Here is a 26,482-nt window from a genome sequence, read left to right as displayed (position 1 = left end):
GTCTTGTGATGTGAATGGGCTTAGGAGAGCCGGGATTGGCCTGTCATGGGTCTTTTTCGGACGTGGTTCCCGCGTTACGGGAAGTGCAGACACAGCACACAAAGAGGGGATGCGCATGCATTCCAATAGAGGTGGCAACGCGGATCAATCCGTCCTCTGTCAGGAGACTACACGTCTTCCGGCAGGGGACTTTTTTGACGTTGTCCGACAGACGGGAGAGACGGAAATGATGGAACAACAAACAAGTGCGAGAGTGACAACGAAGAAATTGAGCGGCAGAGGGCTGACGCCGCTCGGGATCATGGAGCGCCTGCCGGGGACAAGGAAATTCCTGCTGGAGAGTTCAGCGGAAAGTAACGGGCGCGGACGTTTTTCGTTTATCGGCTCGGAGCCTGTCAAATCGTTCATCGGCAGTGCGGAAGGGATCCGGGAAACGGATCACCGGACCGGCGTGACGATTTCCCATGAAGGCGATCTGTTCGATCTGCTGAAACAGCTGATCCCGAGCATTGACAGCGGAACCGTTTTCCCGTTCGCCGGCGGGGCGGTCGGCTGCTGCTGTTATGAAGCCGGGGACCCGGGCAGGAAGCGGGAGGAACGCACGGAACCGCTCGCATTCTTCCACGTGTACAACACGGTGGCCGTCTATGATCATCTGCTTGGGGAAATCACACTCATCCATACGGAAACCGGCCTGGAGAATCGCACAGCAGATCTCGGATTGCTCGAGGACCGTTTGCTGGCGGAGGATCCGGGAACCGGTCGGATGAAAGAGGCAGCGGTGTTGTCCGAATTCCGGAGTGCGCTGCCGGAAAGCGAGTTCGAGGAGGATGTGCAGGCTGCGCTGCATGCCATATGGAAAGGGGAAGCGGAGCAGATCGTCCTGTCCAGGCGGATGGAGGCGGAGCTGACAGGGAATCCGGTCCGTCTGTATGAACAGCTTCGCGAAAGGAATCCATCCCCGTACATGTACTACATGGAGTTCGACGATCAGATCATTCTCGGGGCGTCTCCGGAAAGCCTCGTCAAAGCGGAGAATGGCATCATCCGGACGAATCCGATCGCCGGCACCCGGCCGCGCGGGAGGGATCGCGCGGAAGATGAAGCACTCGAGCAGTCGCTTCGGAACGATCCGAAAGAGCTGGCGGAACACGAGATGCTCGTCGAACTCAGCAGACACGAAATGGAACAGTTCTGTGAGGCGGGCAGCGTCCGGGTGACCGCGCGGCAGGCAACCGTGCGCTATGAACACGTCATGCATCTCGTCTCCGAACTCGAAGGAAGGCTTGCGGCAGGGAAGCATGCAATGGATGCATTCCGGGCGTGTCTGCCGGCAGGGACTGTCACCGGCAGCCCGAAAGCCGCCGCAATGGAATTCATCCGCACTATCGAACGGACGCCCCGCGGAGTCTATGGCGGAGCTGTCGGATACGTCGGTTTCAACGGCAATCTTGACGCGGCGCTCGCCATCCGGACGATGGTGGTCCGGGGGAATACGGCGGTCGTGCAGGCAGGTGCGGGCATCGTCGCCGCATCCGATCCGCACCGCGAACTGCTGGAGACGGTCCATAAGGCGAGATCGCTGACGTCGCTCGGGCAGGTCTGAGTGAAATGGAAGAAGACGGAAGCGAAGAGAAGAGAACTGAAGAGAAGAGACAGGAGAGATGAGACGTGAAGAATTATATCGAACAGATACGGCGCGGACGGAATTTGACCTCCCTGGAAATGGAACAGGCGTCGGAACTGATGTTTACGGACAGCACGGACGCAGGCAGCATCGCACTTTTCCTGCAAGCAATAGCTGAAAAGAAAGAGACGGCCGAGGAAGTAGCAGCACTTGCCGGCGTGATGAGGCGCCATGCAATCCAGCCGCCGCTGCCGGAAGGGACGTATTTCGATAATTGCGGGACGGGGGGAGACTGTTCGGGCAGTTTCAACATCAGTACAGCTTCCGCGTTCGTGCTGGCGGCCTGCGGTGTCCGTGTCGCGAAGCATGGCAACCGGAAAATATCGAGCGCAGCCGGCAGCCATGATGTATTGGAAGCCCTCGGCATCCCGGCTGATCTGTCGGCGGAAGAAAGGGCGGATATGATGAGACGGACGGGGATGACGTTCTTGTTCGCGCCTGCCGTCCACCCGAAACTGAAGCGCATCGGGGTGATCCGCCGGCAGCTGGCCCGTCCGACCGTCTTCAACATGGTCGGCCCTCTCGCCAGCCCTGCGGATCTGCATGCCCAGTATACCGGCATCCCGCGCAGCGGATTCGTCATGGAGTATGCCGCCGCCCTCAGGATGCTCGGACGCCGGCGTGCCGTTGTCGTCTCGGGCGCCGGCGGTCTGGATGAAGCATCACTTGCCGGCCGGAACACGCTGGTGTTTGTGGACGGCGGGGATCTGATCCCGTTCACACTGGCACCTGAAGACGTGGGTCTGCAGCAGGCGGCGCTGCACACCGTACAGGGAGGGGACGCGGATGAAAACGCACGGATCATCCGCTCCGTATTCGCCGGGGAGCGCGGACCGAAAGCGGATACCGTCGCCCTGAATGCCGGCATCGGCCTCTTTGCGGAAGGGACAGCCGGCACCATCCGGGAAGGGGTTGCCCTGGCAGAGGAGTGCATCCGCAGCGGCAGGGCGCAGCAGCAGCTGGACAATGTCATCGGATTCTGTGAAGGAGCGAGAAAGGGGGCGGCGGCCAGATGACGATTCTCGATGACATCATCCGTGAGAAAGAGCGGGAAGTGGCTGCGCTTCTCGAAGGAGGGGCGGCGGTGCAGGCACCGGTGCAGGATCTGCCGGCTCGCCCGTCGCTGTTCAGCACATTGCAACAGACGGAACACCTGCAAGTCATCGCGGAGATCAAACGCGCCTCGCCCTCGAAAGGCATCATCCGGGACGGGGTGGACCCTGTTAAACAGGCGGTGTGCTACGAGGCTGCCGGTGCGGCATGCATCTCTGTGCTGACGGATCATTCCTTTTTCAACGGCTCCTATGACGATCTTCGGACTGTGGCGCAAGCGGTCCGTACGCCGATCCTGTGCAAGGACTTCATCATCCATCCGATCCAGATCGACCGGGCGAAAGCGGCGGGGGCGTCCGTCATCCTGCTGATCGCGGCCGTCTTGCAGGATGCGGAACTGCGTGCGCTGCACAGCTATGCCGGGGCGCTCGGCATGGAAGTGATCATGGAAGTCCACAGTGAACAGGAATTGACCCGTGTGCTCACGGCGGGCGCCCGGATCATCGGTGTCAACAACAGGGATCTGCGGACGTTCACTGTCGACCTGGCGATGACCGAACAGCTGGCGCATGCAGTCCCAAGTGACAGCGGCCATGTCTTGATCAGCGAAAGCGGGATCATGGGACCGGCCGATGCCCGCCGTGCAGCAGCGGCTGGTGCTTCCGGCGTGCTGGTCGGGGAAGCGCTGATGAGAAGCGGCAGCCCGGAACAGGCGATCCGCTCCCTGCAGGTGACGGGGGAGGGGGCCGGGAGATGACGAAGGTGAAGATCTGCGGGCTGTCCGAGGCAGTGCATGTGAAGGCTGCTGTCGATGCCGGAGCTGATGCAATCGGTTTCGTCTTTGCGCCGTCCGCGAGACGGATCACCCCTGAGAAAGCGGCAGAACTTGCGGCGGACATCCCGGCATCTGTCCTGAAGATCGGCGTGTTTGCGGATGCCCCGCCTGCAGAGATACGGCGCATTGCCGAAACCGTCCCGCTCGACATGATCCAGTATCACGGGGACGAAACAGATGAGGAAATCCGGGCAATCGGCCTCCCTGCCATGAAATCCTTTTCCATCCGGACGGTAACGGACTTGGAGCCGGCCGCGGGATTCGCCGCCTGGCCGCTCTTCGACGCACCGGGTATTGATCATCGCGGAGGCAGCGGCAGGACATTCGACTGGCAGCTGCTGGAGGAAGCGGGGTTTGCCGGCCGGCCGTTCGTACTGGCGGGCGGGCTCGACGAAGGGAATGTCAGTGAAGCGATCCGACGGCTGCGGCCGATGATGGTCGACGTGTCGAGCGGTGTGGAGCGGAACAAGAGGAAAGACGAGCAGCTGATCCGGGCATTCATCCGCCGGGTCAAGCAGACAAAGTGAGGAGAGATGAGCATGATTCAAGCAGCGGAGGGTAAAGGAAGGTATGGACGATTCGGCGGACAATATGTCCCGGAGACATTGATGGGCGCACTGACGGAACTGGAGGAAGCCCACGAACGTGCGATGAAGGACGGAACATTTCGGGAAGAACTCGATGGTTATCTGAAAGACTTTGTCGGGCGGGAGAACCCCCTCTATTTCGCTGAGCGGCTGACGGCTGTTGCAGGCGGGGCGAAGATCTATCTGAAGCGCGAAGATCTGAACCATACCGGCGCCCATAAGATCAACAATGCACTCGGGCAGGCACTGCTCGCGAAGCGGATGGGCAAACGGAAAATCGTGGCGGAAACGGGTGCCGGCCAGCACGGCGTGGCGACAGCGACAGCGTGCGCGCTCCTCGGACTCGAATGTGTTGTGTTCATGGGCAAGGAGGACATACGCCGCCAGGAGCTGAATGTGTTCCGCATGCAGCTGCTCGGCGCGCGCGTCGAGGAAGTCGATAAGGGGGCAGGCACCCTGAAAGACGCCGTGAACGAAGCGATGCGCTACTGGGTCGCGAATGTCGGGGACACCCATTATATTCTGGGCTCCGCTCTCGGCCCCCATCCATTTCCGAAAATCGTGCGTGATTTCCAGCAGGTGATCGGGCAGGAGACGAAACGGCAGATAATCGAGAAGGAAGGCCGTCTGCCTGACGCGGTCGTCGCCTGTATCGGCGGCGGCAGCAATGCGATCGGCATGTTCCACCCGTTCGTGGACGATTCGGGGGTGGCGCTCTTCGGCGTGGAGGCGGCCGGCAGCGGACTTGCTTCCGGGCAGCACGCTTCGGCGATGGCAGAAGCCAAGGAAGGCGTCCTGCACGGAGCGTATATGTATGTCCTGCAAGACGATGATGGCATGATCCAGGAGGCGCACTCGATCTCGGCCGGTCTCGATTATCCGGCGGCCGGCCCCGAGCACTGCCATCTCCACGAGACCGGCAGAGTGACCTACACAGCCGCGACCGATGCAGAGGCGCTCGAAGGGCTGAAACTGCTGTCGCGCACGGAAGGGATCATCCCGGCGCTCGAAAGTGCCCACGCAGTGCATTTCGCGTGCCGGCTGGCTGCGGAACTGACGCCGGAAGAAATCGTTGTGGTCTGCCTGTCAGGGCGCGGTGACAAAGACATGCACACTGTGCGCAACGTATCCGGAGGTGGGATTGTATGAAGGAACAGGCGCTCACACGGATCTTACAGGAGAAGAAACAAGCCGGGCAGCAGATCTTCGTCCCCTACATGATGGCCGGAGACGGAGGAATCGGCGCGCTGCATGGCCGTATCGAATTCTTAGCGGCCGCGGGTGCGGATGCCGTCGAAATCGGCATCCCCTTTTCCGATCCGTCAGCTGACGGGGAAGTGATCCAGCAGGCGGGGGAACGGGCCCTCTCGGCAGGCACGACCTTGCGGAAAGTGCTGGACTGCCTGGCGGAACGGTCCCATGATATTCCTCTTATCGTCATGACGTATTTGAATCCGATCATCGCCATGGGCATCCCTCATTTCCTCGGAGAGTGCCGCCGGGCGGGCGTGTTGGGGCTGATCGTTCCGGACTTGCCCCATGAGGAACGATCCCTTCTGACAGTCGAAATGACGGGGAGCGGAATCGCCCTCATCCCGCTCGTATCCCTGATGAGTTCCCCGGAACGGGTAGCCATGATCGCTGAAGAGGCGGAAGGGTTCATCTATGCGGTGACCGTCAACGGCATTACAGGGGAGCGGAACAGTTTCGGCAGCGGCCTGGGTGACCATCTGGCAAAGCTAAAGGAGGCGTCGGAAATACCTGTGCTCGCCGGTTTCGGAATCTCGAACCCTGCACAAGTCGAGAAATTCCAAAAGCTGGCGGACGGCGTCATCGTCGGCAGCGCAGTTGTGGAAGCCTTCCGGACAGGGGACCTGGACATAATCAGGGAACTGGCAGGAGCAGGGAGGCGCCGACTGCCCCAATATGAAACTTTTTCCTGACTGCTGCGTACCAATAATGGAAGGAGGGGGAAGGGATGGAGTGGAACACAGTGAACGCCGAAATCACCTGGACACATGAAAAAGTGACGTCACTCGCAGGATGGTCGGTCGATGAAAAAGACGTCCTGACGACGGCGGTCTATTATGTACTGGCCCAGCATGACTTCGATGCGGAAAGTTTCTCAAGGACGATGGACGCCCTGAAGAAGCGGGTCGGCTGGCTGTCCCCGGTACGAGGCAATTTCCTGCCGCTGCTTGCGTCGTTCCTCGATACGGGCCGGCTTCCCGCGGACGAGGCGGTCGACGGGCTGTTCAAACGCCAGCAAGTGCTCAGGAGAGCGGGATTCAAGAACACCGTCCATTCGTTCCTCGCGGCGCTGCTGATGTCGCCCACCCCCGGCTCCTTCCAGTCCGAGGCGGTGCAGGCGAAGCGTCTTTACACAGCCATGAAAAAACAGCATTTCCTGCTGACGTCGGACGAGGACTATTCATACGCCATGCTGCTCGGGAAGCTGAAGAACGATCCGAAAGAGCAGGCGGCACTGATGAGGAAGTATTATGATGAGCTGAACGGCAGCGGCTTCAAATCGGGTGCGGAACTGCAGTGGCTGTCACAGGTGCTGACCATCGACTGCTGCAGTTACAAGGAAGAACACGCAGTCCGTTCACGGGAACTGATGACCCATATCCGGAAGCGGGTCAATTTGAAGCCGATCCATTATCCGCTCATCGGTTTCCTCGCCATTCTGGAATGCAGCGATGACCAGGTCGAACAGCTGATCAGCCTCACGAATTTCCTCGCGAAAGAGGAGCTGTTCAAGCTGCGGCGTGCGGCGGCGTTTTCATTCGGAACAGGCTACTTGCTCCAGCAGCTGATGGAAAGAGGGGAGTTTGCCGAAATCCCGAGGCCGACCCTCTTCATCATCCGGCAGGCCGTCATGGGAGCTTCGGTCGCTTCAATCGTATCCGGCTCAACGGCTGCCCTCCCCTGATCCCCCTACATAAGCCGGGCAGTGCCGCCAGGTGTTCACCACTCACTGGCGGAGCTGCCCTTTTCGATGCGGCAAGGCTTTTCTGCTTTCCCTGATAATATGATAGACTGGAAAGCAGCCAGACAAACGAAGGAGGAAGTCGATTGAACCTACTACCGAAACGGCTGCAGCCGGGCGACACGATTGGAATCGTTGCACCCGCCAGCCCGCCGAACCAGGAAAGTCTCGAACGTTCGTATGCATTCCTCGAAAAACTCGGCCTGAAATGGAAACTCGGCCGGCACGTCAAAGACGTCAACGGTTATTTGGCCGGCACGGATGACGATCGGCTTGCGGATATCGAGGCCATGTTCGCCGATCCGGACATCGACGGCATCTTATGTGCTGGCGGTGGCTATGGATCCGCCCGCTACGCCGACAGGCTCGACTATCAGCTGATCCGGGAAAACCCGAAAGTCTTCTGGGGATTCAGCGACATCACCTATTTACATACAGCGATCGGAACGTATTCCGAGCTCGTCACTTTCCACGGACCGATGCTCGCTTCCTGCGTTGGCAAAGACACGTTCCATGAACTGTCAGCGAAGCTGTTCCAGCAGCTGTTCGAACCGATGGAACTGCATTATACGGAGGAGATCGGCCCGCTGAAAACAGTAGCAGGAGGGGTTGCCTCGGGTGAACTGACCGGCGGCAACCTGTCGCTCCTTGCGAGCGGAATCGGTACGAAATTCGAAGTCGACACGAAAGGGAAGATCCTGCTCATCGAGGACGTAGGGGAAGAACCGTACCGCGTCGATAATCTCATGAACCAGCTCCGGCTGGCCGGCAAATTCGCGGATGCGGCCGGGATTGTCATCGGTGATTTTGCGAAAGCGGAGCCGAAGAAGGAACCGTCCCTCAGTTTGGAGGAAGTGCTTGAATTCTACACAGGGTCACTCGGCAAGCCGGTTGTCAGCGGCTTCAAGATCGGCCACTGCGAACCGCATTTCGCGGTGCCGCTCGGAACACTGTCCAGGCTGGATGCGGATGCCAAGACGCTGACGATCCTGCCGGGCGTGGAGTAACGAAAACAGGAGGCTGATCAATCATGCAACAGCTAGAGACGATGTGGGAGTGTACGGTGCCTGTCGCGACCATCTGGACATCACCGGAGTCGGCGCGCCCAATGGATGCAGCAGGGATTGCAGAGCCACTCAGCATGAACAGCTGGCTAGCCGCCATGGATCTGGAGCAGCGGTTCGCCCTCTGTAAAGAAAGTCGTGTGCAGAGCCAGCTTCTCTACGGGGAGCCGGTCATTGTCGAGTCGATCGACAACGGCTGGGCGAAAATTATTGCGGTCTGGCAGCCTTCCAGTAAAGATGAGCGCGGCTATCCGGGCTTCGTGCCTGCTGCCCAGCTGAAGGAAGCGGTACCGCTCGATGATCCGGAAGGGGTTGTGCGGGTCGACGTGCCGAAGTGTCAAGTATGGCTTGCGGACCGGACGCCCGACACACTCGTCATCCCGTTCAATTCGATCCTGCCGCTGCTCGGCATGGAGGACGGCTGGGCGGCTGTCGCCACGCCGCACGGCCGCCGGCTCCTCCGTGCAGCAGACATAGACACCGCCCCTTCCATCCACCGGTTTAAGAAGAAAACCGCGCAGGAGGCAGCGGAACGGGCTGTCGATTTCCTCGATCTTCCGTACTTCTGGGGAGGCATGTCATCGTACGGGTATGACTGCTCAGGCTTGACGTATAATATGATGAAAGCAAGCGGTATGTACATCTCCCGGGACGCGAACGACCAGGTGGCTGAAGGAGAAGCCGTCGCGGTCGATGAACCGGAAAGCTGGCGGCGCGGAGATCTTCTGTTCTTCACAGGGGAGAACTCCGGTAATATTACACATGTCGGCTTCTACTACGGCGACGACCAGATGATCCACGCCACGTCCAGCAAGAGCGGAACCGTCGAGCTGAGTAAACTGGAAAACACCCCTTATGCCGGCAGACTGTGTGCCGTGCGCCGGTTCAGCGGGCAGGGACAGACACTGTAAACCTGCCGGCCCGGAAGGAATAGAATGCAAGGAGCTGAAATGATGGAACCACGTAAAATGAGCGACTCCAGAACTATCCAAACGAAACTCGTCCTGCCGCCGGATGCGAACCATCTGGACACGATCTTCGGCGGGAAGGTGCTTGCCTATATCGATGAAATCGCAGCGATCACTGCCATGAAGCATGCCCGGACACCTGTCGTCACCGCCTCGATCGATTCTGTCGACTTCCTGTCATCCGCTGTCGTCGGGGATGTACTGGAACTGGAAGCGAATGTAAGCTCGACAGGCAGGACATCCATGGAAGTGTATGTCATGGTGCACTCAGCAAACCCGCTGACGAACGAACGGAAGATGACGACGGAATCGTTCCTGACGATGGTTGCGATGGGACCGGACAACCGCCCGACACCCGTACCTGGCGTCATCCCGGAAAGCGAAGGGGAAAAACGCATTTTCGAAACGGCTCCGGCCCGGCGTCTCCACCGCAAACAGCGCATGGAAATGGAACATTGAAAAAGGCTGCCGCAAGAGGGGTACTCCCTCCTGCAGCAGCCTTTTTTGTATTATTTATGGTTTTTGTATGACAGTGCGACTCCTGCCACACTTCCAACAAGGATGAAAGCAAACAAAGCAAACATAATATATACGAACCACATGTAGAAGCCCCTCCTTTGCCAGATCATTGTCTTAACTTTACCATGCCGGCCCCGATCCTTCAATGGCGGATCGGCCAGCCGTCCCGCTGCGGCCACGGCCGGCCGGGATCACTCCATCTCAGCGTCAGGCGGGAACCACCGGCAGGCTTCCAGGTCGACCGTGCCGTCTTCCCGGAAAACGATCCCTTCCGCTTCGAGCAGGTCCCGCTGGAGGATCCCTTTCCCTGCTGCGTCTGCTGGCGCGGAAATACCGCCTTTCGCGTTGATGATCCGGTGCCATGGCAGCTGCTCCGCCGCACTCATGGAATGGAGGACGCGCACAACCTGCCGCGCAGCCCGGCGGTTCCCTGCAGCCGCCGCCACCTGTCCGTACGTCATGACGCGGCCTTCAGGGATCGACCGGATCAGCTGAACTGTCTTCGCAGTGAATGGATTCATCTGTCCGCCTCCTATTTCCCGGCACCCTGCGGACGGGAGGCAGCCGGTTTACCTGCAGAGGCCCGGTGCTTCATGTAATCCGCATAGACACTCGTTGCGATGACAACCCAGAACGTACTCGCACACAGTCCGCCGACGACATCACTCGGATAATGGACACCCAAGTAGATCCGGCTGATGCAGATCATCGCAACCATGAAGAACGCGAGGAAAGCACAGACGATCCGTCCGGCATGGCGGATGTTCCTCCAGAGGATGAAGGCCAGGATGGCGTAGAGGCTCGCCGCCATCATCGTATGCCCGCTCGGGAAGGAGTAGCCGCTGATTTCGATCAGCCGGTGCAGATCGGGCCGTGCACGGTGGAAGAAGAGTTTCATCACTTGGTTAATGGCAACCGTCCCGCCGATAACCACTACAAAGAGGATTGTCTGGGCCTTCTGCCGAAAGTACAGCAGAGTCCCGGCAGTCACAGCGCAAATCACCAAGACAGTCTTCGTCGAACCGACCGCCGTGAAAAATTTCATGAACCCGGTGAGTCCTGGAGATTCCATACCTTGGACAGCGTTAATGACTGCCGTATCGAAACGGACGATGCCCCCGCTGCTGATCGAATAGGCGACATAGCCGAAAACCGCGGCCAGTAAGAGACAGGAAATTAGGGCGGCCGTCAACCTGCCCGTTAAAACACGCATTGCATTCATACCTTTCCGTAATCATGTAGACACCCACCAATTCTCACGAACACCGGAGTAAAATGCAAGCGATATAGGAGAATTATTTCACGGAACCCCCATTACTCCCATGACTGCTGTTTACAGAATCCGACAACCGGGAAATCAGGTAACGCACAGCATACGATCACTACAAATACGATAGACACGAAGGGATGGATGAACATGAACGAACTTCACACATTGCAACAATGGCAGGACGCCTTACAGGAGTCGGACGGGCATCCGTTATTTGTCATGAAACATAGCAGTACGTGCCCGATCAGTGCAGCGGGCTATCAGGAATTCCTCTTCTATGAAACAGAGCTGCCAAAGTATGTGGCCGTAGTCCAGACAGCCCGGGACGTATCGCAGAAAATCGCCGAAGATACCGGCGTCAGACACGAATCCCCCCAAGTGCTGCTGCTGAAAGATGGGAAAGCCGTCTGGCATGCATCGCATTATGATATCCAGCGGGATAACTTGGCGGGAGCCGAAGAACGCAGCAGCTGAGAAGGACGTATTTTCTCCAGCAGGCAGTGCCTGTTTTGCCTGATTGTGGTATGCTTGGAGTTATCAGAAAGTCTAAGAGGAAGAGGGCGTTGGGATTGCGGATTACCGGTAGAACAGCTGTCATAACAGGCGGAGCGAAAGGGATCGGAGCCGTCACTGCCCGGCTGTTTTGTGAGCAGGGTGCACAGGTCGCGATCATCGACATGGACGAAAAAGCGGGCGATGAATTGGCCCGCCAGCTTCACGCAGAAGGCAATGACATCGCGTTTTTCCAGGCGGATGTAACAGACGAACTGCAAGTGGGCAGGACGGCTGAGGCGATCCTCCAGCAGTTCGGCAAAGTGGATATCCTTGTGAACAATGCAGGTATCACGATGGACGCCATGACGCTCAAAATGGAGACGGAGACGTTCCGAAAAGTGCTCGACGTCAATGTAACAGGGATTTTCAACTGTACGAAAGCGTTCATCGGCGGGATGGCGGAAGCGGAGTATGGCCGGATCATCAGCACCTCATCGATCGCCGGGACGGGCGGCAACGTCGGACAGGCGAACTATGCGGCTTCGAAGGCAGCTGTTGTCGGCCTGACGAGAACATGGGCCAAAGAGTTCGGACCGAAAGGGGTGACGGCCAATGCCGTCGCTCCGGGGTTCATCGAAACAGAGATGATCCACACGATCCCTGAAAAAGTGGCGGCACAGATCCGCCAGCTGACGCCGTCACCGCGTCTCGGAACGCCTGAAGACGTAGCGAACGCCTACCTGTTCCTCGCGTCCGAAGAAGCGGGATTCGTTAATGGGACCGTGCTGGAAGTCGATGGCGGCATGTTGAAGTAGTAATAATTTGTGAATGATTTCACAAAACATGACACTTAACACGTTGAAAGTCATGACATTCATGCCTGTTGGATACCCTTTCATCGGCAGTATGATAAGGGTATCACAGAACGGCCGGCACCTCGGACCGTTCGGCTGAGGAGGCTGTCATGAGTAAAGAAAAAACGAAACAGCTGCACAAAAACGTGGCTCCATTTGCGAAATCAGACAAGAAGAAAAGTATAATCCAACTGCTGAACACCATTCCGCCGCTGTTGATCCTCTGGTTTGCTGCCTACCAGGCACTTTCCGTATCGATCTGGCTGACAGCAGGTCTCTGTATCATCGCTTCCGGGTTTGTCGTGCGGACATTCATCATTTTCCATGACTGCACACACGGATCGTTTTTCAAGAACAAGAAAGCGAATGACATTGTCGGTACATTTACAGGTGTGCTCACACTGTTTGCGTATGAGAAGTGGAAGCGCGAGCATGCCATCCACCATGCGACCAGTTCAAATCTGGACAAACGGGGAGTCGGCGATATTTGGGTGATGACGGTCGAGGAGTATCAGCAAGCCTCTTTCTGGCAGCGCCTCAGCTACCGTTTCTACCGGAATCCGCTCGTCATGTTCGGTTTCGGCCCTCTTTACCTTGTCCTGATCTCGAGCCGGTTCAACCGGAAGGATGCACGACGCAAAGAACGGCTGAATACGTATTTCATCAACGCTGCATTGGTCGTCCTTTACACAGGGATGATCCTGCTGGTCGGCTGGCAGGCCTTCGTCATCGTCCAGGGAATCACGATGTTCACAGCAGGCGCGCTCGGCATCTGGCTGTTCTACATCCAGCACACGTTCGAAGACTCGTATTTCGAAGAGGAATCCGAGTGGGATTATGTGAAGGCGGCAGTGGAAGGCAGTTCGTATTACAAGCTGCCGAAAGTGCTCCAGTGGGCTACCGGTAATATCGGCTTCCACCACGTTCATCATCTGGCGCCGCGTGTGCCGAACTACAATCTGGAGATGGCGCATGAGCTGACACCGCCACTTCAGAAGGCGACGACCATCGATGTGAAGAAGAGTCTGGAGTCTCTCCGGTACAAAGTGTACGATCCGGAACATAAGAAATTCATCACCTTCCGCGAGGTCCGCAATGCAGCCAAACTGACGCCGGTGTCCATCGCCCTGAAACCCGAGAAGACATCATTAGAGACGAAATAACTGACTGAAGCCATCTTCTCCAGGGAGATGGCTTTTTTTCTTTTGAACCGGTACACTGAAAGGAAACAATAAGGGAGGGAACACGGATGGATAGCTGGTATAACCTGTTTCCCCGGAATCCATGGCTCAGCGTGTACATATGGGTGATTTTCTGTGTGCTGCCCTTCTTCTTCATATTCAGGACATCCGAGCCGGTCAGCATCGCAATCGGGATCATTATGGTCTTTTTGTTCTTCCTCTGCTACCGGTTCTCCTTCAAATCGAAAAGCGGCCTCGTCTATATGTGGGTCTCTCTCGAAATGGCGATCACCGTCGGGCTCACACTGCTGTTCGGCTATGTCTACCTGGCGCTGTTTACCGCTTTTTTCATCGGCAACATCAGACGGCCCGCCGGATTTTTCATCATGTATGGCGTTCACATCGCGGTGACGATAGGCGCAATCGTAGCGGGCTTCTTCCTGGAGATCGAGCTCTTCCTGCCCCAGGTGCATTTCCTGATCTTGACGCTGATCGGAGTCGTCCTGCTGCCATTCAACCTGTTCAACCGCAACAAGCAGGAGAAGCTGGAAGGCCAGCTGGAATTCGCACAGGAACGGATATCCGAACTGACGCTGGTCGCGGAGCGGCAGCGAATCGCACGTGACTTGCACGATACACTCGGACAGAAGCTTTCCCTGATCGGGCTGAAAAGTGATCTGGCAGGGAAGCTGATAGGCCGCGATCCAGAGCGGGCGGCGCAAGAGGTGAGGGATATCCGCCAGACGGCAAGCATCGCTCTGAACGAAGTACGGGAATTGGTGTCCACGATGCGTGCCGTCCGGCTTCCCGAAGAACTGGAACGTGTCAGGCAAGTGTTGCGGGCGGCTGAAATCGAGGTTGGCGTAACCGGAACGCCAGTTTACGAAACGATCACACCGATCGGCGAGAATGTACTGAGCATGTGCTTGAAGGAAGCAGTGACGAATGTCGTCAAACACAGTTTCGCCAAGCGATGCGGTATTACGTTCCACCCTGCTGGCGACAGCTATGCCATCTCCGTTATCGATGATGGGATCGGATTTCTGGAAGGACGCGCCGCCCTGCCCGGAAATGGGCTCGAAGGGATGAGGGAGCGTCTTGAATTCGTCAATGGTGCATTGCGGATTACACCCGCACCTGGAGGCGGCACGGAATTGACATTCTCTGTTCCGTCCGTTCTGAAGCATATTGTGAAGGAGTGAAGGGGCATGATACGAATCGTGTTAGCGGAAGACCAGGGGATGCTTCTCGGAGCGCTCGGCTCACTCCTCGGTCTCGAAGAAGACATGGAAGTCGTCGGTCAGGCACGGAACGGTGAGGAAGCGGTACAGCTAGTGCAGCAGCTGGAGCCGGATGTCTGCATCATGGACATCGAAATGCCGGTGAAGACGGGTCTGGATGCTGCGGAAGAATTGAAGGGAAATGCATGCAAGATCATCATCCTCACGACATTCGCCCGCACCGGCTACTTCGAAAGGGCGCGGAAGGCGGGGGTCCGCGGCTATTTGCTGAAGGACAGTCCGATTGAAGAACTCGTCAGCTCCATCCGGGCCATCATGGCCGGACGCCGCATCTATGCGCCGGAACTCGTGGACATCGCTTTTGGGGAGGATGCTGAAATCTGCAATCCCCTGACCGAACGCGAAGCCGAAGTGCTCGAGCACCTCGCTGATGGGCGGACGACGAAGCAAATCGCCGCCTTACTCCACCTGACACCCGGCACCGTCCGGAACTACATCTCCATCATTTTAGACAAAATGTCAGCAGGAAGCCGCATAGAAGCGGTCAAACGGTTCAAGGAAAACGGCTGGTCCAGAAATCATTGAGGAGGCGACAACATGACCGGACATAACGAATGGATGGAAAACTTCCCGCTCATCCGGCACATCACAGACCGGAAGGAGTGGCTGTGGGTGAATCCGGACACGGAGACGGCATCAGCAGGGCTGGCGGCATCCGGTCTGACGGAAGAGGACGTCAAAGAAGCATCAGACCGTTTCCGGCGGTTTGCGCCGTATTTTGCAGATGTCTTCCCTGAAACAACCGGGCGCGGAGGGCTGATCGAATCGCCCCTGTCTCCCATACCAGCCATGCAGGCGACGCTCGCTTCTTCAGCACGCCTGGAAATTCCCGGCATGCTCCTGCTGAAACAGGACAATGCGCTGCCGGTATCCGGGTCGATCAAGGCAAGAGGAGGGTTCCATGAAGTGTTGCGGGTCGCCGAGACGCTCGCTGGGGACCGGGGTCTGATCGATCCGTCCCGAAGTTATGTGCAGTTCAAAGACCAGCCCTTCAAGGATCTCTTTGCTTCCCGCAAGATTGCTGTCGGCTCGACGGGCAACCTCGGCCTGAGCATCGGCATCCTGAGTGCTGAGTTCGGCTTCGACGTGACAGTCCATATGTCCGCGGACGCCAAACAATGGAAGAAGGACCTGCTGCGCAGCAAAGGCGTCCATGTGAAAGAATATGAAGACGACTACAGCAAGGCGGTGGAACAGGGCAGGGCGGAAGCGGAAAACGACCCTTCCTGCCACTTTGTCGATGATGAAAACTCCAGGGACCTCTTTTTGGGCTACGCGGTCGCCGGGGAACGGGTCGCTGCCCAGCTCGCTGAGCAGCAGATCCCGATCGACGCAGACCATCCGCTATTCGTCTATTTGCCATGCGGTGTCGGCGGCGGTCCGGGCGGCGTTGCATTCGGCCTGAAGCTGCAATACGGGGATGCGGTCCGCTGCTACTTTGCCGAACCGGTCAGCTCCCCCTGTATGCTGCTCGGCATGATGACGAAGCTGCATGACACAATCAGCGTGCGGGACGTCGGGCTCGACAACCGGACAGCTGCAGACGGACTGGCGGTCGGCAGGCCATCCGGGTTCGTCGGAAAAGTCATGGCACCGCTCCTGGACGGAGTTTTCACCGTGGAGGACAGGACGCTCTTCGGCCTGCTGCGGATGCTTGCGGACACCGAACGGATCATGGCCGAACCTTCCGCTCTTGCCGGGATGATGGGCCCGTTGTATACGATCCGCGCCGGCCGGCCTGCTGCACAATCGGCTGACGCAAGGCATCTCGTCTGGTCGACAGGAGGCGGGATGGTGCCTGAAGACGTTATGGAAGCTTACTATGATGAAGGGGAATCCGTCGAGTTATTTCCCGGGAAATCGACAAAAAGCGAGTGAACTGCGAGTTAATCGACAAGTGGGAATTTGAGGCATCCAGTTTGACGGACAGCGATCAGGGGAATATATACAGACACGATCGTTACAAATCCAATCTGGAGGATGAACAACTATGAATTCCCCTGTTACTAAAACAGCAGAACAGCAGAACGAAGCCCCCCGTACCGTCATACCAGAGGCTCAGTGTCGGACAGAATACGATACGCTGCGGCGTGTCGTCCTCTGTGAACCGAAATACATGGCAATCGAGGACGTCATCAACGACGTACAGAAGCAATATAAGGATGAAAATATAGACCGCTCCAAAGCGATGGAACAACACGAGGAGTTCGAGAGGAAACTGCGCGAAAACAACGTCGAAGTGGTGAAACTCCCATCTTCCGAGCGCTTTCCGGAGCAAGTCTTCACCCGCGATATCGGCTTCACAGTCGGTGATCGGCTGTTTCTGGCGGAAATGGCCAGTGACATCCGGAAAGGCGAGGAAGCCGCCCTGCAGAACTGGCTTCTGCAGGAGAACATCCCGTTCCGCGTATCGGAGAGCCGGGTGGAAGGCGGGGATGTCATCGTTGACCGGAACCGCGTGTTTGTCGGCATCAGCAGCCGGACGAGCGAGGAAGCCGTCCAGCAGCTGGAGCAGAGCCTTCCCGATCATGAAGTGATCCGGGTGCCATTCAACGAAAAGTATTTGCATCTGGACTGCGTCTTCAATGTCCTTTCACCGGAGACAGGACTCTACTTCCCCAGTGCTTTCGACGAAGTGACACGCAAGAAACTGGAGGCCCTCTACGATCTGATCGAAGTGACTGAAAGCGAGCAGTTCTCCATGGGCACCAACGTGCTGTCCATCGGGGAAGGCCGGCTGTTCAGCCTGCCGCAAAACCCGGAAGTGAATGCAGCTATGCGGCAAAAAGGATTCGACGTGATCGAAGTCGATTTCTCGGAGATCATCAAATCAGGCGGTTCGTTCCGCTGCTGTTCGATGCCGGTCGTCCGGAACGACTGACACACACAGGCCGCTGCCCGTCAGGCAGACGGCCTTTTTTCAATCGGATGAAGTAAGGAATTGACAAAGAAGGAGGTCATTCAATGGAGAAAGTCATCTACTTAGTGAACCACGGGGAAGCGGAAGGTTCGGCTCCGCACGACGAACTGTCAGCAGCCGGCATTGTCCATGCCGATGAGCTCGGTGAATTGCTGGAATCCTATTCCGTCGAACGCATTATTACTAGTCCGCTGCTGCGCGCCCGTCAGACGGCCGGTGCCATCGGGGACAAACTCGGAATCCATATCGAAGAGGACAGCCGTCTCGCCGAGCGCCAGATGAGCTCCCGAGTGTTCGATGATTGGCTGCTGAAAGTGGAAGACACGTTCCTCGACCTGAATCTGGCTTACCAGGACGGGGAGTCTTCCCATGATGCCATGCAGCGGTCCTGCGAAGTGATCCAGGAACTGCCGGAAGCAAGCAGGACGGTCATCGTAACCCACAGCCTGCTGCTCGTCCTGCTCATGCGCTGTTTCGATGAACGGATCGGCTTCGAAGAATGGCAGGCGGTGCAGCATCCCGATCTGTACGAACTTCGCATCCGCGGTGACGCCGGTACGATCACTCATCTCATGAACCATTCCTGACACCGACCCGGGCAGCTGCCTGGGTTTTTTGGTCCCTTCCGGTGGGTAGCGCTCATAAATCGCGGAAAACGCTCATAAATCACGAAAAACGCTCATAAAACCGGAAAAGCGCTCATAAATCACGAAAACCGCTCATAAATCGCGGAAAAGCGCTCATAAACCCGAGAAAACGCTCATAAAACATAAAACCGCTCCCCACCAACCGCCTGCCGTTCATAGCGCTTTCAGCCGACGACCGACCGGCAGCCCCTGCAGCCGAGCGGCGAGGAATCCGCCGAGCAGTGCCCCGCTCACGCTGGAGACAAGAAAAGGCGGCATGAAAAAGAATGCTCCGACCGATGTTCCCATAAGCACCGCCGCATAAGGAACGGCCACCAGCGAAGCGATCAGCCCCGAGCCGATCATCTCACCCATAACAGCCACCCCTATCTTGTTCACCCGGGCATAGAGCAACCCGGCGAGTGCCGCGCCGATCATACTTCCCGGAAGCGCAAGAAGGGAGCCGGTACCAGTCAAAATACGCACGACAGCTGCCACAAAAGCAATGAGCACGGCAGGAACCGGACCCAACAGTACAGCCGCGGCTACATTGACGGCGTGCTGGATCGGATAGGCCCGCGCAATTCCTGCAGGGAACGAAACAAATACCGAACCTGCAACGGCCAGGGCAGCGAACAGCGCCATGATCGACAGCTTTTTTACATTCATCGCATGACCGCCTCCGGTCTGCCGAGTGCAGCAACGAATTCAGCTGCAGCCTGCTCGGCGTCTCCCGCACCGGCGATTGCGGAAATCACCGCAGCCCCCTGTGCGCCGCTCGCCAAAATTTCGGCCATAGCCCCCGCTGTAATGCCGCCTATTGCCACGATCGGCAGCTCCGGAAACCGCGCAGCCACTTCCCGGATGCCGACAGTTCCAGCCGCAGTGCGGGCATTCGGCTTCGAACGGGTCCCGAAGACCGGCCCCATCCCGACGTAATTGGCGCCTGCTGCGATAGCAGCTTCCGCTTCTGCCACCGTATGCACCGACACGCCGAGAATCCGGTCGGGACCGAGTCTCTTCCGCACCCTGGCCGCGTCCCAGTCATCTTGGCCGACATGGATTCCATCCGCATCCACAGCCAGGGCGAGATCCACATCATCATTTACGATGAAGGGGACATCGAACACCTGACACAGCCGCTGACAGCTTTTCGCAAAGGCGAACTTCTCTTCTCCTTCCAATGCACCGGGCCCTTTTTCCCGCAGCTGAAAAAGGGTGGCACCCCCACGCAGTGCAGATTCCAGCACGGCCAGCGGATTGCCGGAGCGAACGTCTTTTGTCCCCATGATGAAATACAGACCAAGGTCAATACTTTCCAATGACTTCCACCTCCTGTTCCCGCAGATTGCCATGGATCCGGTAAGCCGCGTGATTGGTTGGCCCGTGTCCGCTGCCAAGCCGGAGGGAATCTTCGATCGCCCGCTGAATGAAATGCTTTGCTGTCACTGCGGCTTCTGTCATACTGCGTCCCTTTGCTAATTCTGCGGTGATCGCGGCGGCAAACGTGCAGCCCGTACCATGGGTGTCCGCCGTTCGGACCCGTTCCGACCGCAGGCAGAAGGATTGGCCGTCGGACGACAGGAACAGGTCTTCTGCATAGGGCACGTCTCCACGATGACCGCCTTTCAATAAGACGGTGGACGTGCCGGTCTTCAGCAACTTCTCCGCGGCCGCTTCCATGTCAGACGGAGAGTCGATCGTCATCCCTGTCAGCACCTCGGCCTCCGGCAGATTCGGTGTGACCAGTGTGGCCAGCGGGAGAAGTTCTTCCCGGAGAGCTGTAACTGCTTCCTGTTGAAGCAGGGAAGTGCCTCCCTTCGCAATCATGACGGGGTCGATGACAAGCGGAACTTCCGGTACACTGCGCAAAGCGAGTGCGACCGTACGGATCAGCTCAGCAGAAAACAGCATTCCTGTCTTGATGGCCGTTACCGGGAAGTCGCTCAGCACGGACTCTATCTGTGCTTGCACGATTGCCGCATCTACAGGCTGGACGGCCTGTACACCTTGCGTATTTTGGGCAGTGATGGCTGTCAAGGCGGACGTGCCGAATACTCCAAGTTCCTGGAATGTCTTAATGTCGGCCTGGATACCGGCACCGCCTCCGCTGTCCGAGCCTGCAATGGTCAGTGCAACATATGTCATGAAATAGCCTCCTCTTCCATCGTGAACTGGCGGTATTCGGTGCTTGTGCCGTCCAGCCGATTCAGCGAATTCAGCAACTGGATCGGAAAGTCTCCGGGTCCTTCAGCCGCTGCCGCCGCCGATTCGCCGGCTTTCTTATAGAATGCAAGGGCGCTTGCGACCGTCTCGAGGGGCGTTTCCGTACAGGCTGCCAGGAATGCGGCACACACCGCACTCAGCAGACAGCCGGTGCCGCTCACTCCTGTCATCGCCGGGTGACCGCCTGACACCCTGATGGTATGGGTTCCGTCGGTCACGATATCCTCTTCGCCTGAAACGGCAACCAGGCAGCAGTATTTCTTCGCCACAGACCGGGCCGCCGCTGCAATGTCCGCGTTCCCGCTGCCTGCATCGACCCCTTTGGCTTTCCAATCGATTCCTGCGATAGCCGCGATTTCACCAGCATTTCCTCGGACCAGGGATACATCGAGCTCACGGAGGAGCCGCTCTGCAGACTGCTTCCGGAAACGGGTCGCCCCTGCGCCGACCGGGTCCAGAATGAGCGGATGGCCTGCCGCCCGCGCGCTCTTTCCTGCAGCGATCATCGCTTCGATCTTCCTGGCATCCGGTGTTCCGATATTCAGTACGGTGCAGGATGCGAGTGCGGCAATCTCGCCTGCCTCTTCCATTCCGTCCGCCATGACAGGGGACGCGCCGAGTGCCAGCAGTCCGTTCGCCTGTAAATTTGCGGCTACGATATTGGTCATGCAATGAACGAGCGGTGCAGTACGCCGAACTTCAGCAAGACGTTTTGCCGCATGCATCACGAGAATGCTCCGGTTTTATTGAGCGGGGACCACTCTTGTAGATTCCAAGCCATTTCCCAGAAACGGGTTTCATAGTGGCTGCTTTTCTCGAAATGGGCAGCCAGTTCCATGCGCCGTTCTTCCGGCAGGTGATCGGCAAGCCCGTTCATGCGGTCGATCTGTTCTATCGTAGCAAGCTCGAACCATTCCGAACCGTAAGTGGCGACCCATTTGTCATAGACAGGATGATTTGGCGTTGCATGCTTCAGCCGTTCGCCGATTTCATAATACAGCCAGTAGCAAGGCAGCAGGGCTGCTAACGTATCTGCCAGATCCCCGGTCATGGCGGTCCGGTATAAGTGGGATGTATATGCGTAGGCCGTCGGCGCCGGCTCGAACGCATCCAGGTCTTCCTGTGTAATCCCGAGAAGCTCGAAGAATCCTTCATGCAGGGAAATCTCCGCGCCGCATGTCTCTTCAGCGTGTTTCGCAAACGCCTGCGTCGTCCGCAAGTCATTGGCCTGGACCGCTGCGATTGCATGGACCTTCGCAAAGTGCTTCAAGTAATACGAATCCTGCAGTACGTAGTGGCGGAATACCTCCTCCGGCAAAGTCCCCGCTGCCAGCTGCTGGATGAACGGATGGTTAAAACTCTCCTCCCAAATCGGATCACACATACGGCGTACTTCTTCACAAAATGTCAATGATCTCCTCACCTTTCCTCAGTCAACTGAAAAAACCGCCCCCTGACGGCTCAGCAGCCGAAAAAGGACGGTTCGCGGTTAGGATTGGTAATACTGACAAAGCATACAGAAAAGTATCCTGGTTGCGATCCACTTCCCTCCGCTGGTATGAGCCAGATCAGGTTCCAAGGGTCCGCATATCCATACGCGTCTCAGTCTTTTGCAAAGACTCCCCCAGTGGGCAATCGTATTCAGTTTTCATCCCCACTATAACATAGTTTCAATTATTGGCAAGAAGGGCAAAATACTAATATCACGTCTAAAGGAGGCCATGCAGATGCCGCAGCGGTTTGAAATCACATCTGTGACGCACGAAATCGGCCGTATCGCTTTCGATTGGGAGGATACGGGCGGTACGTATCATGTATACAAGGACGGAGAGCATGTTTACGAAGGGACGTCGACGGACTTCCAGGACACGGACTTCACACCGGGAAAGCTTTATAAGTATACGATCGAGCGCCAGCAGGAAGGGATGACCAAAGACGTCATCGTCATGCAGACGACGCCGTTGTCGATGGAGAAGAATGCGGACAATCCGCTTCAGTCCCTCGTCATGACGACAATTGTCGCGAAATCCCAAGTGGCGCTGTCCTGGGAGCGCATGAAGGATGTTGACCAGTATACGATCTACCGTAACGGGGAGGAGCTGGCGCAGGTCGGGGCGAACCGGTTCATCGACAGGGATTTCCCTGCCGACGAGCCGCTCACGTATTCGATCTACTGTGAACGGCCGATCGCCGAGTCCGAGGAAACGTTCAACACGGCCAAATCGGTCATCGCAAAAGTGTTCGGGATCTTCTATCCGAAAACGACGGAAAAGAAAGCGTCCGTCGAAGGCTTCACGATGATGAAGTCGATCGGCAGCGTTCATGATCTTCTGAAACCAGTCGAAGATACACCGACGCCGATGCCGGTCACCCATTGGCATTTCCGCTACAAAACTTTCCTTGAGGACGACATTCTGGAAAACCCGAATGTCCTGTCGCCGAACCGTTATTTCAAAGGGGATAACCGTCACTTCGACCCGGAATCCGCTGCGTACCGCACCTCTGTCGATATCGACGTGGACTACAGCCGGCCGGGTTCCCCGCTTACCTTCAAGAAGGACGTCGGGGAGAGTGTGGCGTACGGACTTGATAAGAAAATCCGTGAACGGGACACCGCTTCCGACGAGGGCATCGTCATGAAGCAGCTCGACCACGGCAAAGGGGAGACCGGGTTCTTCCTCGAACACGCAGTCGGCAACCCGCTGACGACCGCCCCGGACATTAATTACGAAGTACAAGCGGTCTTCCGGGAGAACGGCACGTGTGATCTCACCGGCTATCACGACCAATCGCCGGATCACGAAATTTACATTACTAAAGGGAAAGGCAGCCGCTGGATCCCGATTCATCAGAGCCGCAGTGAAGGCTTGGCGTTCATGACGGAAGTGACGGCGTTCCAGTACTGGCGTTTTTCCAACCTCGGCTGAGTGAATGTATGATGCGCCTTGTATAGATCCCGGCAACAGGGGCAGAATCTGGGTTCGGCGCGAAACTACTTTATAGAAAAGAGGAATCACTATGGTGAAGGCGGCAATCGTGTTTTACAGTTCAACAGGAACAAACCATCAGCTTGCGGAATGGGCAGCACAGGCGGCGAGGGATGCGGGGGCGGAGGTCAAACTGCTGAAAGTGAAGGAAACGGCGCCGGCTTCGGCCATCGAATCCAATGCCGCGTGGAAGAAGCATCACGACGAGACGAAGGATATCCCGGAAGTGACGCCGGCAGATCTGGAATGGGCGGATGCCATCATCTTCAGCGTACCGACGCGTTTCGGCAATATCCCGGGCCAGGTCCAGAGCTTCATCGATACGACGGGCGGTCTCTGGGCGCAAGGCAAATTAGCGAACAAGGCTGTCAGCGCCATGTCATCCGCGCAGAATGAGCACGGGGGACAGGAAGCCACCATCTTATCGCTCTACACGACGATGTACCATTGGGGAGCGATTGTAGCGGCACCCGGCTATACGGACCCGGTACTGTTCGGGGCCGGGGGCAACCCTTACGGTACGAGCGTGGCGGTCGATCAGTCCGGGGAGATGAAAACCGATCGGAAAGCGATCCAGGCCGCGGTCGCCTATCAGGCGAAGCGGACAGTCGCGATTGCCAAGGCGCTGCAGCAGCTGTAATCACCCGCTGCCAGACGGAAAACGAAAAACCGCAGAGCTGGACAGCCTGCGGTTTTTTGCGCGGGGATATATGGATCGCCTGCAGCCGGTTCACGTACGATGTTTCGGCAGACGGATCGTAAACACCGTCCCCCGGCCTTTCCGGCTCGCGGCTCCGATCGTTCCGCCGTGCAGGTTCACGAGCTGGCGGACGATGGACAGGCCGAGACCGAATTCGCCGTACGGGTTGGACGTCCGGGAGTCGACGGCTTTGTAGAAACGGCTCCATATCTTGTCGATTTCCTCCGGCTCCATGCCGATGCCTGTGTCTTCGATCTGCAGGACACTGCTGGCCTCCTCTTCATAGGCGCTGAGTGAAATGAATCCGTTTTCCGTGAATTGGATACTGTTTTTCGTAATGTTCAGCAGCACTTGCAGCAGCCGGTCGTAGTCGGCGTGCACAGTCATCTCGGCTGGTGCACTGACGCGGATTTCCGTCTCCCGCTCCACGGCGAGAGGGGTGAGCTGCTCGTCCACGACTTCAAACAGATCCAGGATCCGGATCGGCTGGATCGTAAGTGTGATCTGGTTGGAGCGGATCTTTTCATAGTCGAGGTTTTCATTGACCAGCCGCAGCAGCCGCTTCGTTTCACTGCCCGCCAGCTGGAGCGCTTTCCCTTTCTCCTGTTCCGAGATCATGTCACCCCGTAAGCCTTCAATCGTCCCCCGGATCGTCGTCAGCGGCGTCCGCAGTTCGTGGGAGACGTCGGCCATGAACTGCCGCCGCCGGTTTTCGAGATTCTCGATTTCCTCATGGGATTCATGGAGATCCCTCACCATCGTGTTGAAGTCGGCGGAGAGGGCATCGATTTCATCCCGGCCTTTTTCCGGTAGCTGCACTGCATAATCACCGGCCGACACAGCTGCCGCCGCCTGGCGAAGCCGCTGGATCCGGCGGCCTTGGTAGACGGAGAGGAATCCGCTCAGCAGGACTGCGACCACCAAGGCGATTGCCGCCGCATAGAGCAAATACCGGTTCATCTGCGAAATGGCGGCCTGCGTTCCTTCGATCGGGGAGGTCAGAAGCACGCCCCCGACGAACTGCCGGCCCTGGAAGTACGGCAGCAGGACGAAGGTCACCGCCTGGCTGAACCGTTCCTGTTCCTGCCGCACGGCGATGACCTGTCCGCGCTGCAGTTTCGTCCATTCCTTATCATCCAGTTCGATGAGCGGTGTCTTCAGTCCTGTTGAATAGATGATTTTCGATTGTTCATCGAACAGACTGTATTGGATCTCCCGGCTTTTCAGCACCTGGCCGAATGTCCGGAGTGTTGCGTCCGCCGGCTGCCGGCTGCTGTCCAGGTCCTCCAGCAGTGACTGTCCGTACTGCGTCAGTTCGTCCGTCTTCGTATCGAACGCATACTGCTCGAAAAAGTGGGAGAACAGCAGCCCTACAAGCAGGACCGCGGCGACGATCACGCTTATATGGCTGATCAGCTGCTGCGTGAAGTAGTTCAGTTTCATGACGAGTTCTCCGTGGTCTCGTCGAATTTGTAGCCGACGCCCCAGACTGTCTGGATGACTTGCGTGCCGAGCGTATCGAGTTTCGTCCGCAGGCGCTTCACGTGCACATCGACGGTCCGGTCATCACCGTAGAAGTCGAACCCCCACACGTGCTCTAGCAGCTGGTCGCGGGAAAACACCTGCTTCGGATGGCGGATGAAAAACACGAGCAGGTCGTATTCCTTCGGCGTCAGGTTCTCGACAAGATGCCCGTCCGCCCAGATTTCGCGTGCCTGTTCATCCACTTTGAAGCGTGCAGTCTGGAGGGGAGGCGAGGCGGTGCTGCCCGGAGCCGGACTGCGCCGGCGTGTGACGGCCCGGATGCGCGCCATCAGAGCCAGCGGGCTGAACGGTTTCGTCACGTAGTCGTCCGCCCCCATCTCGAGGCCGAGCACCTGGTCGGATTCGGTATCTTTTGCTGTCAGCATGATGATCGGGACATCGCTTCCGGACTTCCGCAGCGACCTGCAGATCGAGACACCGTCCATCGACGGCAGCATCCAGTCGACGATCAGGCAGTCCCACGGCTGCTGCAGCGCCCGCTCGTAACCGGCCTTTCCATCGAGGACGAATTCACCTTCGATCCCTTCCTTCTCGAAAAAAAGCCCGATCATCTGGGACACGCTTTCATTATCTTCAATCACGAGGATCTTCAACGGGCATCGCCTCCTGTCTAGTGTTAACGTATCGGGAAACCGGCGAATATGCAACTGTGGACATATGTAAAACAGCCGC

Annotated in this window: 29 protein-coding genes, 1 riboswitch and 1 other annotated feature (1 of these 31 only partly in view); of the genes, 20 read left to right on the top strand and 9 right to left on the bottom strand. The window is 57.5% G+C overall.

Going from position 1 to position 26,482, the window contains the following annotated elements; translation table 11 throughout:
- Positions 1-160: a binding site (T-box leader), on the top strand; it begins 74 nt to the left of the window's first position.
- A gap of 66 nt (positions 161-226) precedes the next feature.
- The 10 genes from NFU03_RS05070 (at position 227) to NFU03_RS05025 (ending at position 9,645) form a co-directional block, all read left to right on the top strand.
- Positions 227-1,606 carry an anthranilate synthase component I family protein gene (locus NFU03_RS05070; RefSeq protein ID WP_251636647.1) on the top strand — a complete coding sequence of 460 codons (1,380 nt, stop codon included), beginning with the start codon at positions 227-229 and terminating at the stop codon, positions 1,604-1,606.
- Positions 1,607-1,671: 65 nt separating this feature from the next.
- Positions 1,672-2,703 carry an anthranilate phosphoribosyltransferase gene (gene trpD, locus NFU03_RS05065; RefSeq protein ID WP_251636645.1) on the top strand — a complete coding sequence of 344 codons (1,032 nt, stop codon included), beginning with the start codon at positions 1,672-1,674 and terminating at the stop codon, positions 2,701-2,703.
- Positions 2,700-3,497, top strand: coding sequence for an indole-3-glycerol phosphate synthase TrpC (trpC, locus tag NFU03_RS05060; protein WP_251636643.1), 798 nt, complete (start codon positions 2,700-2,702; stop codon positions 3,495-3,497). Before trpD ends, trpC begins: the two co-directional genes overlap by 4 nt.
- Complete coding sequence (locus NFU03_RS05055) at positions 3,494-4,102, top strand: phosphoribosylanthranilate isomerase (RefSeq protein WP_251636641.1); 609 nt, start codon at positions 3,494-3,496, stop codon at positions 4,100-4,102. Before trpC ends, NFU03_RS05055 begins: the two co-directional genes overlap by 4 nt.
- Before the next feature lie 12 nt (positions 4,103-4,114).
- Positions 4,115-5,311, top strand: coding sequence for a tryptophan synthase subunit beta (gene trpB, locus NFU03_RS05050; protein WP_251636640.1), 1,197 nt, complete (start codon positions 4,115-4,117; stop codon positions 5,309-5,311).
- Entirely contained in the window at positions 5,308-6,105 is a 798-nt protein-coding gene (gene trpA / locus NFU03_RS05045; RefSeq protein ID WP_251636638.1) for a tryptophan synthase subunit alpha, read from the top strand. Before trpB ends, trpA begins: the two co-directional genes overlap by 4 nt.
- Positions 6,106-6,140: 35 nt before the next feature.
- Positions 6,141-7,097: a DUF4003 family protein gene (locus NFU03_RS05040; protein ID WP_251636635.1), complete on the top strand. Its 957-nt coding sequence runs from the start codon at positions 6,141-6,143 to the stop codon at positions 7,095-7,097.
- Positions 7,098-7,240: 143 nt separating this feature from the next.
- On the top strand, positions 7,241-8,161 hold the full coding sequence (locus NFU03_RS05035; protein WP_251636633.1) for a S66 peptidase family protein: 921 nt from the start codon (positions 7,241-7,243) through the stop codon (positions 8,159-8,161).
- Between the two features lie 23 nt (positions 8,162-8,184).
- The gene (locus NFU03_RS05030) at positions 8,185-9,129 is read left to right on the top strand and encodes a C40 family peptidase (RefSeq protein ID WP_251636631.1); all 945 of its coding nucleotides are present in this window, start codon (positions 8,185-8,187) and stop codon (positions 9,127-9,129) included.
- Between the two features lie 42 nt (positions 9,130-9,171).
- Positions 9,172-9,645 (top strand): acyl-CoA thioesterase, encoded by a 474-nt coding sequence (locus NFU03_RS05025; RefSeq protein ID WP_251636629.1) that lies wholly within the window; start codon positions 9,172-9,174, stop codon positions 9,643-9,645.
- Between the two features lie 251 nt (positions 9,646-9,896).
- Here the strand turns inward: NFU03_RS05025 and NFU03_RS05020 are convergent, their stop codons facing one another.
- Together NFU03_RS05020 and NFU03_RS05015 are read right to left on the bottom strand one after the other, a co-directional pair.
- Positions 9,897-10,226, bottom strand: a complete 330-nt coding sequence (locus NFU03_RS05020; protein WP_251636627.1) for an MGMT family protein — start codon at positions 10,224-10,226, stop codon at positions 9,897-9,899.
- An 11-nt stretch (positions 10,227-10,237) separates the two neighbouring features.
- The gene (locus NFU03_RS05015; protein WP_251636625.1) at positions 10,238-10,918 is read right to left on the bottom strand and encodes a phosphatase PAP2 family protein; all 681 of its coding nucleotides are present in this window, start codon (positions 10,916-10,918) and stop codon (positions 10,238-10,240) included.
- Between the two features lie 204 nt (positions 10,919-11,122).
- On the opposite strand from NFU03_RS05015, the gene ytxJ reads away from it, so the two are divergent.
- The 8 genes from ytxJ (at position 11,123) to NFU03_RS04975 (ending at position 18,313) form a co-directional block, all read left to right on the top strand.
- Positions 11,123-11,449: a bacillithiol system redox-active protein YtxJ gene (ytxJ, locus tag NFU03_RS05010; protein WP_251636623.1), complete on the top strand. Its 327-nt coding sequence runs from the start codon at positions 11,123-11,125 to the stop codon at positions 11,447-11,449.
- 95 nt (positions 11,450-11,544) lie between these two features.
- Positions 11,545-12,285, top strand: a complete 741-nt coding sequence (locus tag NFU03_RS05005; RefSeq protein ID WP_251636621.1) for an SDR family NAD(P)-dependent oxidoreductase — start codon at positions 11,545-11,547, stop codon at positions 12,283-12,285.
- Between the two features lie 149 nt (positions 12,286-12,434).
- Positions 12,435-13,487: a Delta(5) desaturase DesA gene (gene desA / locus NFU03_RS05000; protein WP_251636619.1), complete on the top strand. Its 1,053-nt coding sequence runs from the start codon at positions 12,435-12,437 to the stop codon at positions 13,485-13,487.
- Between the two features lie 86 nt (positions 13,488-13,573).
- On the top strand, positions 13,574-14,707 hold the full coding sequence (locus NFU03_RS04995; RefSeq protein WP_251636618.1) for a sensor histidine kinase: 1,134 nt from the start codon (positions 13,574-13,576) through the stop codon (positions 14,705-14,707).
- Between the two features lie 6 nt (positions 14,708-14,713).
- Entirely contained in the window at positions 14,714-15,331 is a 618-nt protein-coding gene (locus tag NFU03_RS04990) for a response regulator transcription factor (protein WP_251636615.1), read from the top strand.
- Between the two features lie 12 nt (positions 15,332-15,343).
- On the top strand, positions 15,344-16,684 hold the full coding sequence (locus NFU03_RS04985; RefSeq protein WP_251636613.1) for a D-serine ammonia-lyase: 1,341 nt from the start codon (positions 15,344-15,346) through the stop codon (positions 16,682-16,684).
- A 112-nt stretch (positions 16,685-16,796) separates the two neighbouring features.
- Positions 16,797-17,687, top strand: a complete 891-nt coding sequence (locus tag NFU03_RS04980; RefSeq protein WP_251636611.1) for a dimethylarginine dimethylaminohydrolase family protein — start codon at positions 16,797-16,799, stop codon at positions 17,685-17,687.
- 83 nt (positions 17,688-17,770) lie between these two features.
- Complete coding sequence (locus tag NFU03_RS04975) at positions 17,771-18,313, top strand: histidine phosphatase family protein (protein ID WP_251636609.1); 543 nt, start codon at positions 17,771-17,773, stop codon at positions 18,311-18,313.
- Between the two features lie 213 nt (positions 18,314-18,526).
- On the opposite strand, the gene thiW is transcribed toward NFU03_RS04975, so the two are convergent.
- The 5 genes from thiW to tenA are packed head-to-tail and all read right to left on the bottom strand — an operon-like array spanning position 18,527 to position 21,989.
- On the bottom strand, positions 18,527-19,021 hold the full coding sequence (gene thiW, locus NFU03_RS04970) for an energy coupling factor transporter S component ThiW (protein ID WP_251636606.1): 495 nt from the start codon (positions 19,019-19,021) through the stop codon (positions 18,527-18,529).
- On the bottom strand, positions 19,018-19,707 hold the full coding sequence (gene thiE / locus NFU03_RS04965; RefSeq protein ID WP_398289804.1) for a thiamine phosphate synthase: 690 nt from the start codon (positions 19,705-19,707) through the stop codon (positions 19,018-19,020). The genes thiW and thiE overlap by 4 nt, the downstream gene beginning before the upstream one ends.
- Positions 19,661-20,500 carry a bifunctional hydroxymethylpyrimidine kinase/phosphomethylpyrimidine kinase gene (gene thiD / locus NFU03_RS04960; RefSeq protein ID WP_251636604.1) on the bottom strand — a complete coding sequence of 280 codons (840 nt, stop codon included), beginning with the start codon at positions 20,498-20,500 and terminating at the stop codon, positions 19,661-19,663. Before thiD ends, thiE begins: the two co-directional genes overlap by 47 nt.
- Positions 20,497-21,303 (bottom strand): hydroxyethylthiazole kinase, encoded by an 807-nt coding sequence (gene thiM / locus NFU03_RS04955; protein ID WP_251636602.1) that lies wholly within the window; start codon positions 21,301-21,303, stop codon positions 20,497-20,499. The genes thiD and thiM overlap by 4 nt, the downstream gene beginning before the upstream one ends.
- The gene (gene tenA / locus NFU03_RS04950) at positions 21,303-21,989 is read right to left on the bottom strand and encodes a thiaminase II (protein WP_251636600.1); all 687 of its coding nucleotides are present in this window, start codon (positions 21,987-21,989) and stop codon (positions 21,303-21,305) included. The genes thiM and tenA overlap by 1 nt, the downstream gene beginning before the upstream one ends.
- A gap of 117 nt (positions 21,990-22,106) precedes the next feature.
- Positions 22,107-22,214, bottom strand: a riboswitch (TPP riboswitch).
- Between the two features lie 91 nt (positions 22,215-22,305).
- Here tenA and NFU03_RS04945 point away from each other — a divergent pair.
- Together NFU03_RS04945 and wrbA are read left to right on the top strand one after the other, a co-directional pair.
- Positions 22,306-23,505, top strand: coding sequence for a DUF3238 domain-containing protein (locus NFU03_RS04945; protein ID WP_251636597.1), 1,200 nt, complete (start codon positions 22,306-22,308; stop codon positions 23,503-23,505).
- 85 nt (positions 23,506-23,590) lie between these two features.
- Positions 23,591-24,205, top strand: a complete 615-nt coding sequence (gene wrbA / locus NFU03_RS04940) for an NAD(P)H:quinone oxidoreductase (protein WP_251636887.1) — start codon at positions 23,591-23,593, stop codon at positions 24,203-24,205.
- Between the two features lie 90 nt (positions 24,206-24,295).
- Here the strand turns inward: wrbA and NFU03_RS04935 are convergent, their stop codons facing one another.
- The gene (locus NFU03_RS04935) at positions 24,296-25,708 is read right to left on the bottom strand and encodes a sensor histidine kinase (protein ID WP_251636595.1); all 1,413 of its coding nucleotides are present in this window, start codon (positions 25,706-25,708) and stop codon (positions 24,296-24,298) included.
- The gene (locus NFU03_RS04930; RefSeq protein ID WP_251636593.1) at positions 25,705-26,403 is read right to left on the bottom strand and encodes a response regulator transcription factor; all 699 of its coding nucleotides are present in this window, start codon (positions 26,401-26,403) and stop codon (positions 25,705-25,707) included. The genes NFU03_RS04935 and NFU03_RS04930 overlap by 4 nt, the downstream gene beginning before the upstream one ends.
- Between the last annotated feature and the right edge of the window lie 79 nt (positions 26,404-26,482).

This window comes from Sporosarcina sp. NCCP-2716 (assembly GCF_023707985.1).
Taxonomy (GTDB): domain Bacteria; phylum Bacillota; class Bacilli; order Bacillales_A; family Planococcaceae; genus Sporosarcina.
The sequence above is the reverse complement of the archived record's forward strand: the minus strand, read 5'-3'. Positions and strand labels throughout refer to the sequence as shown.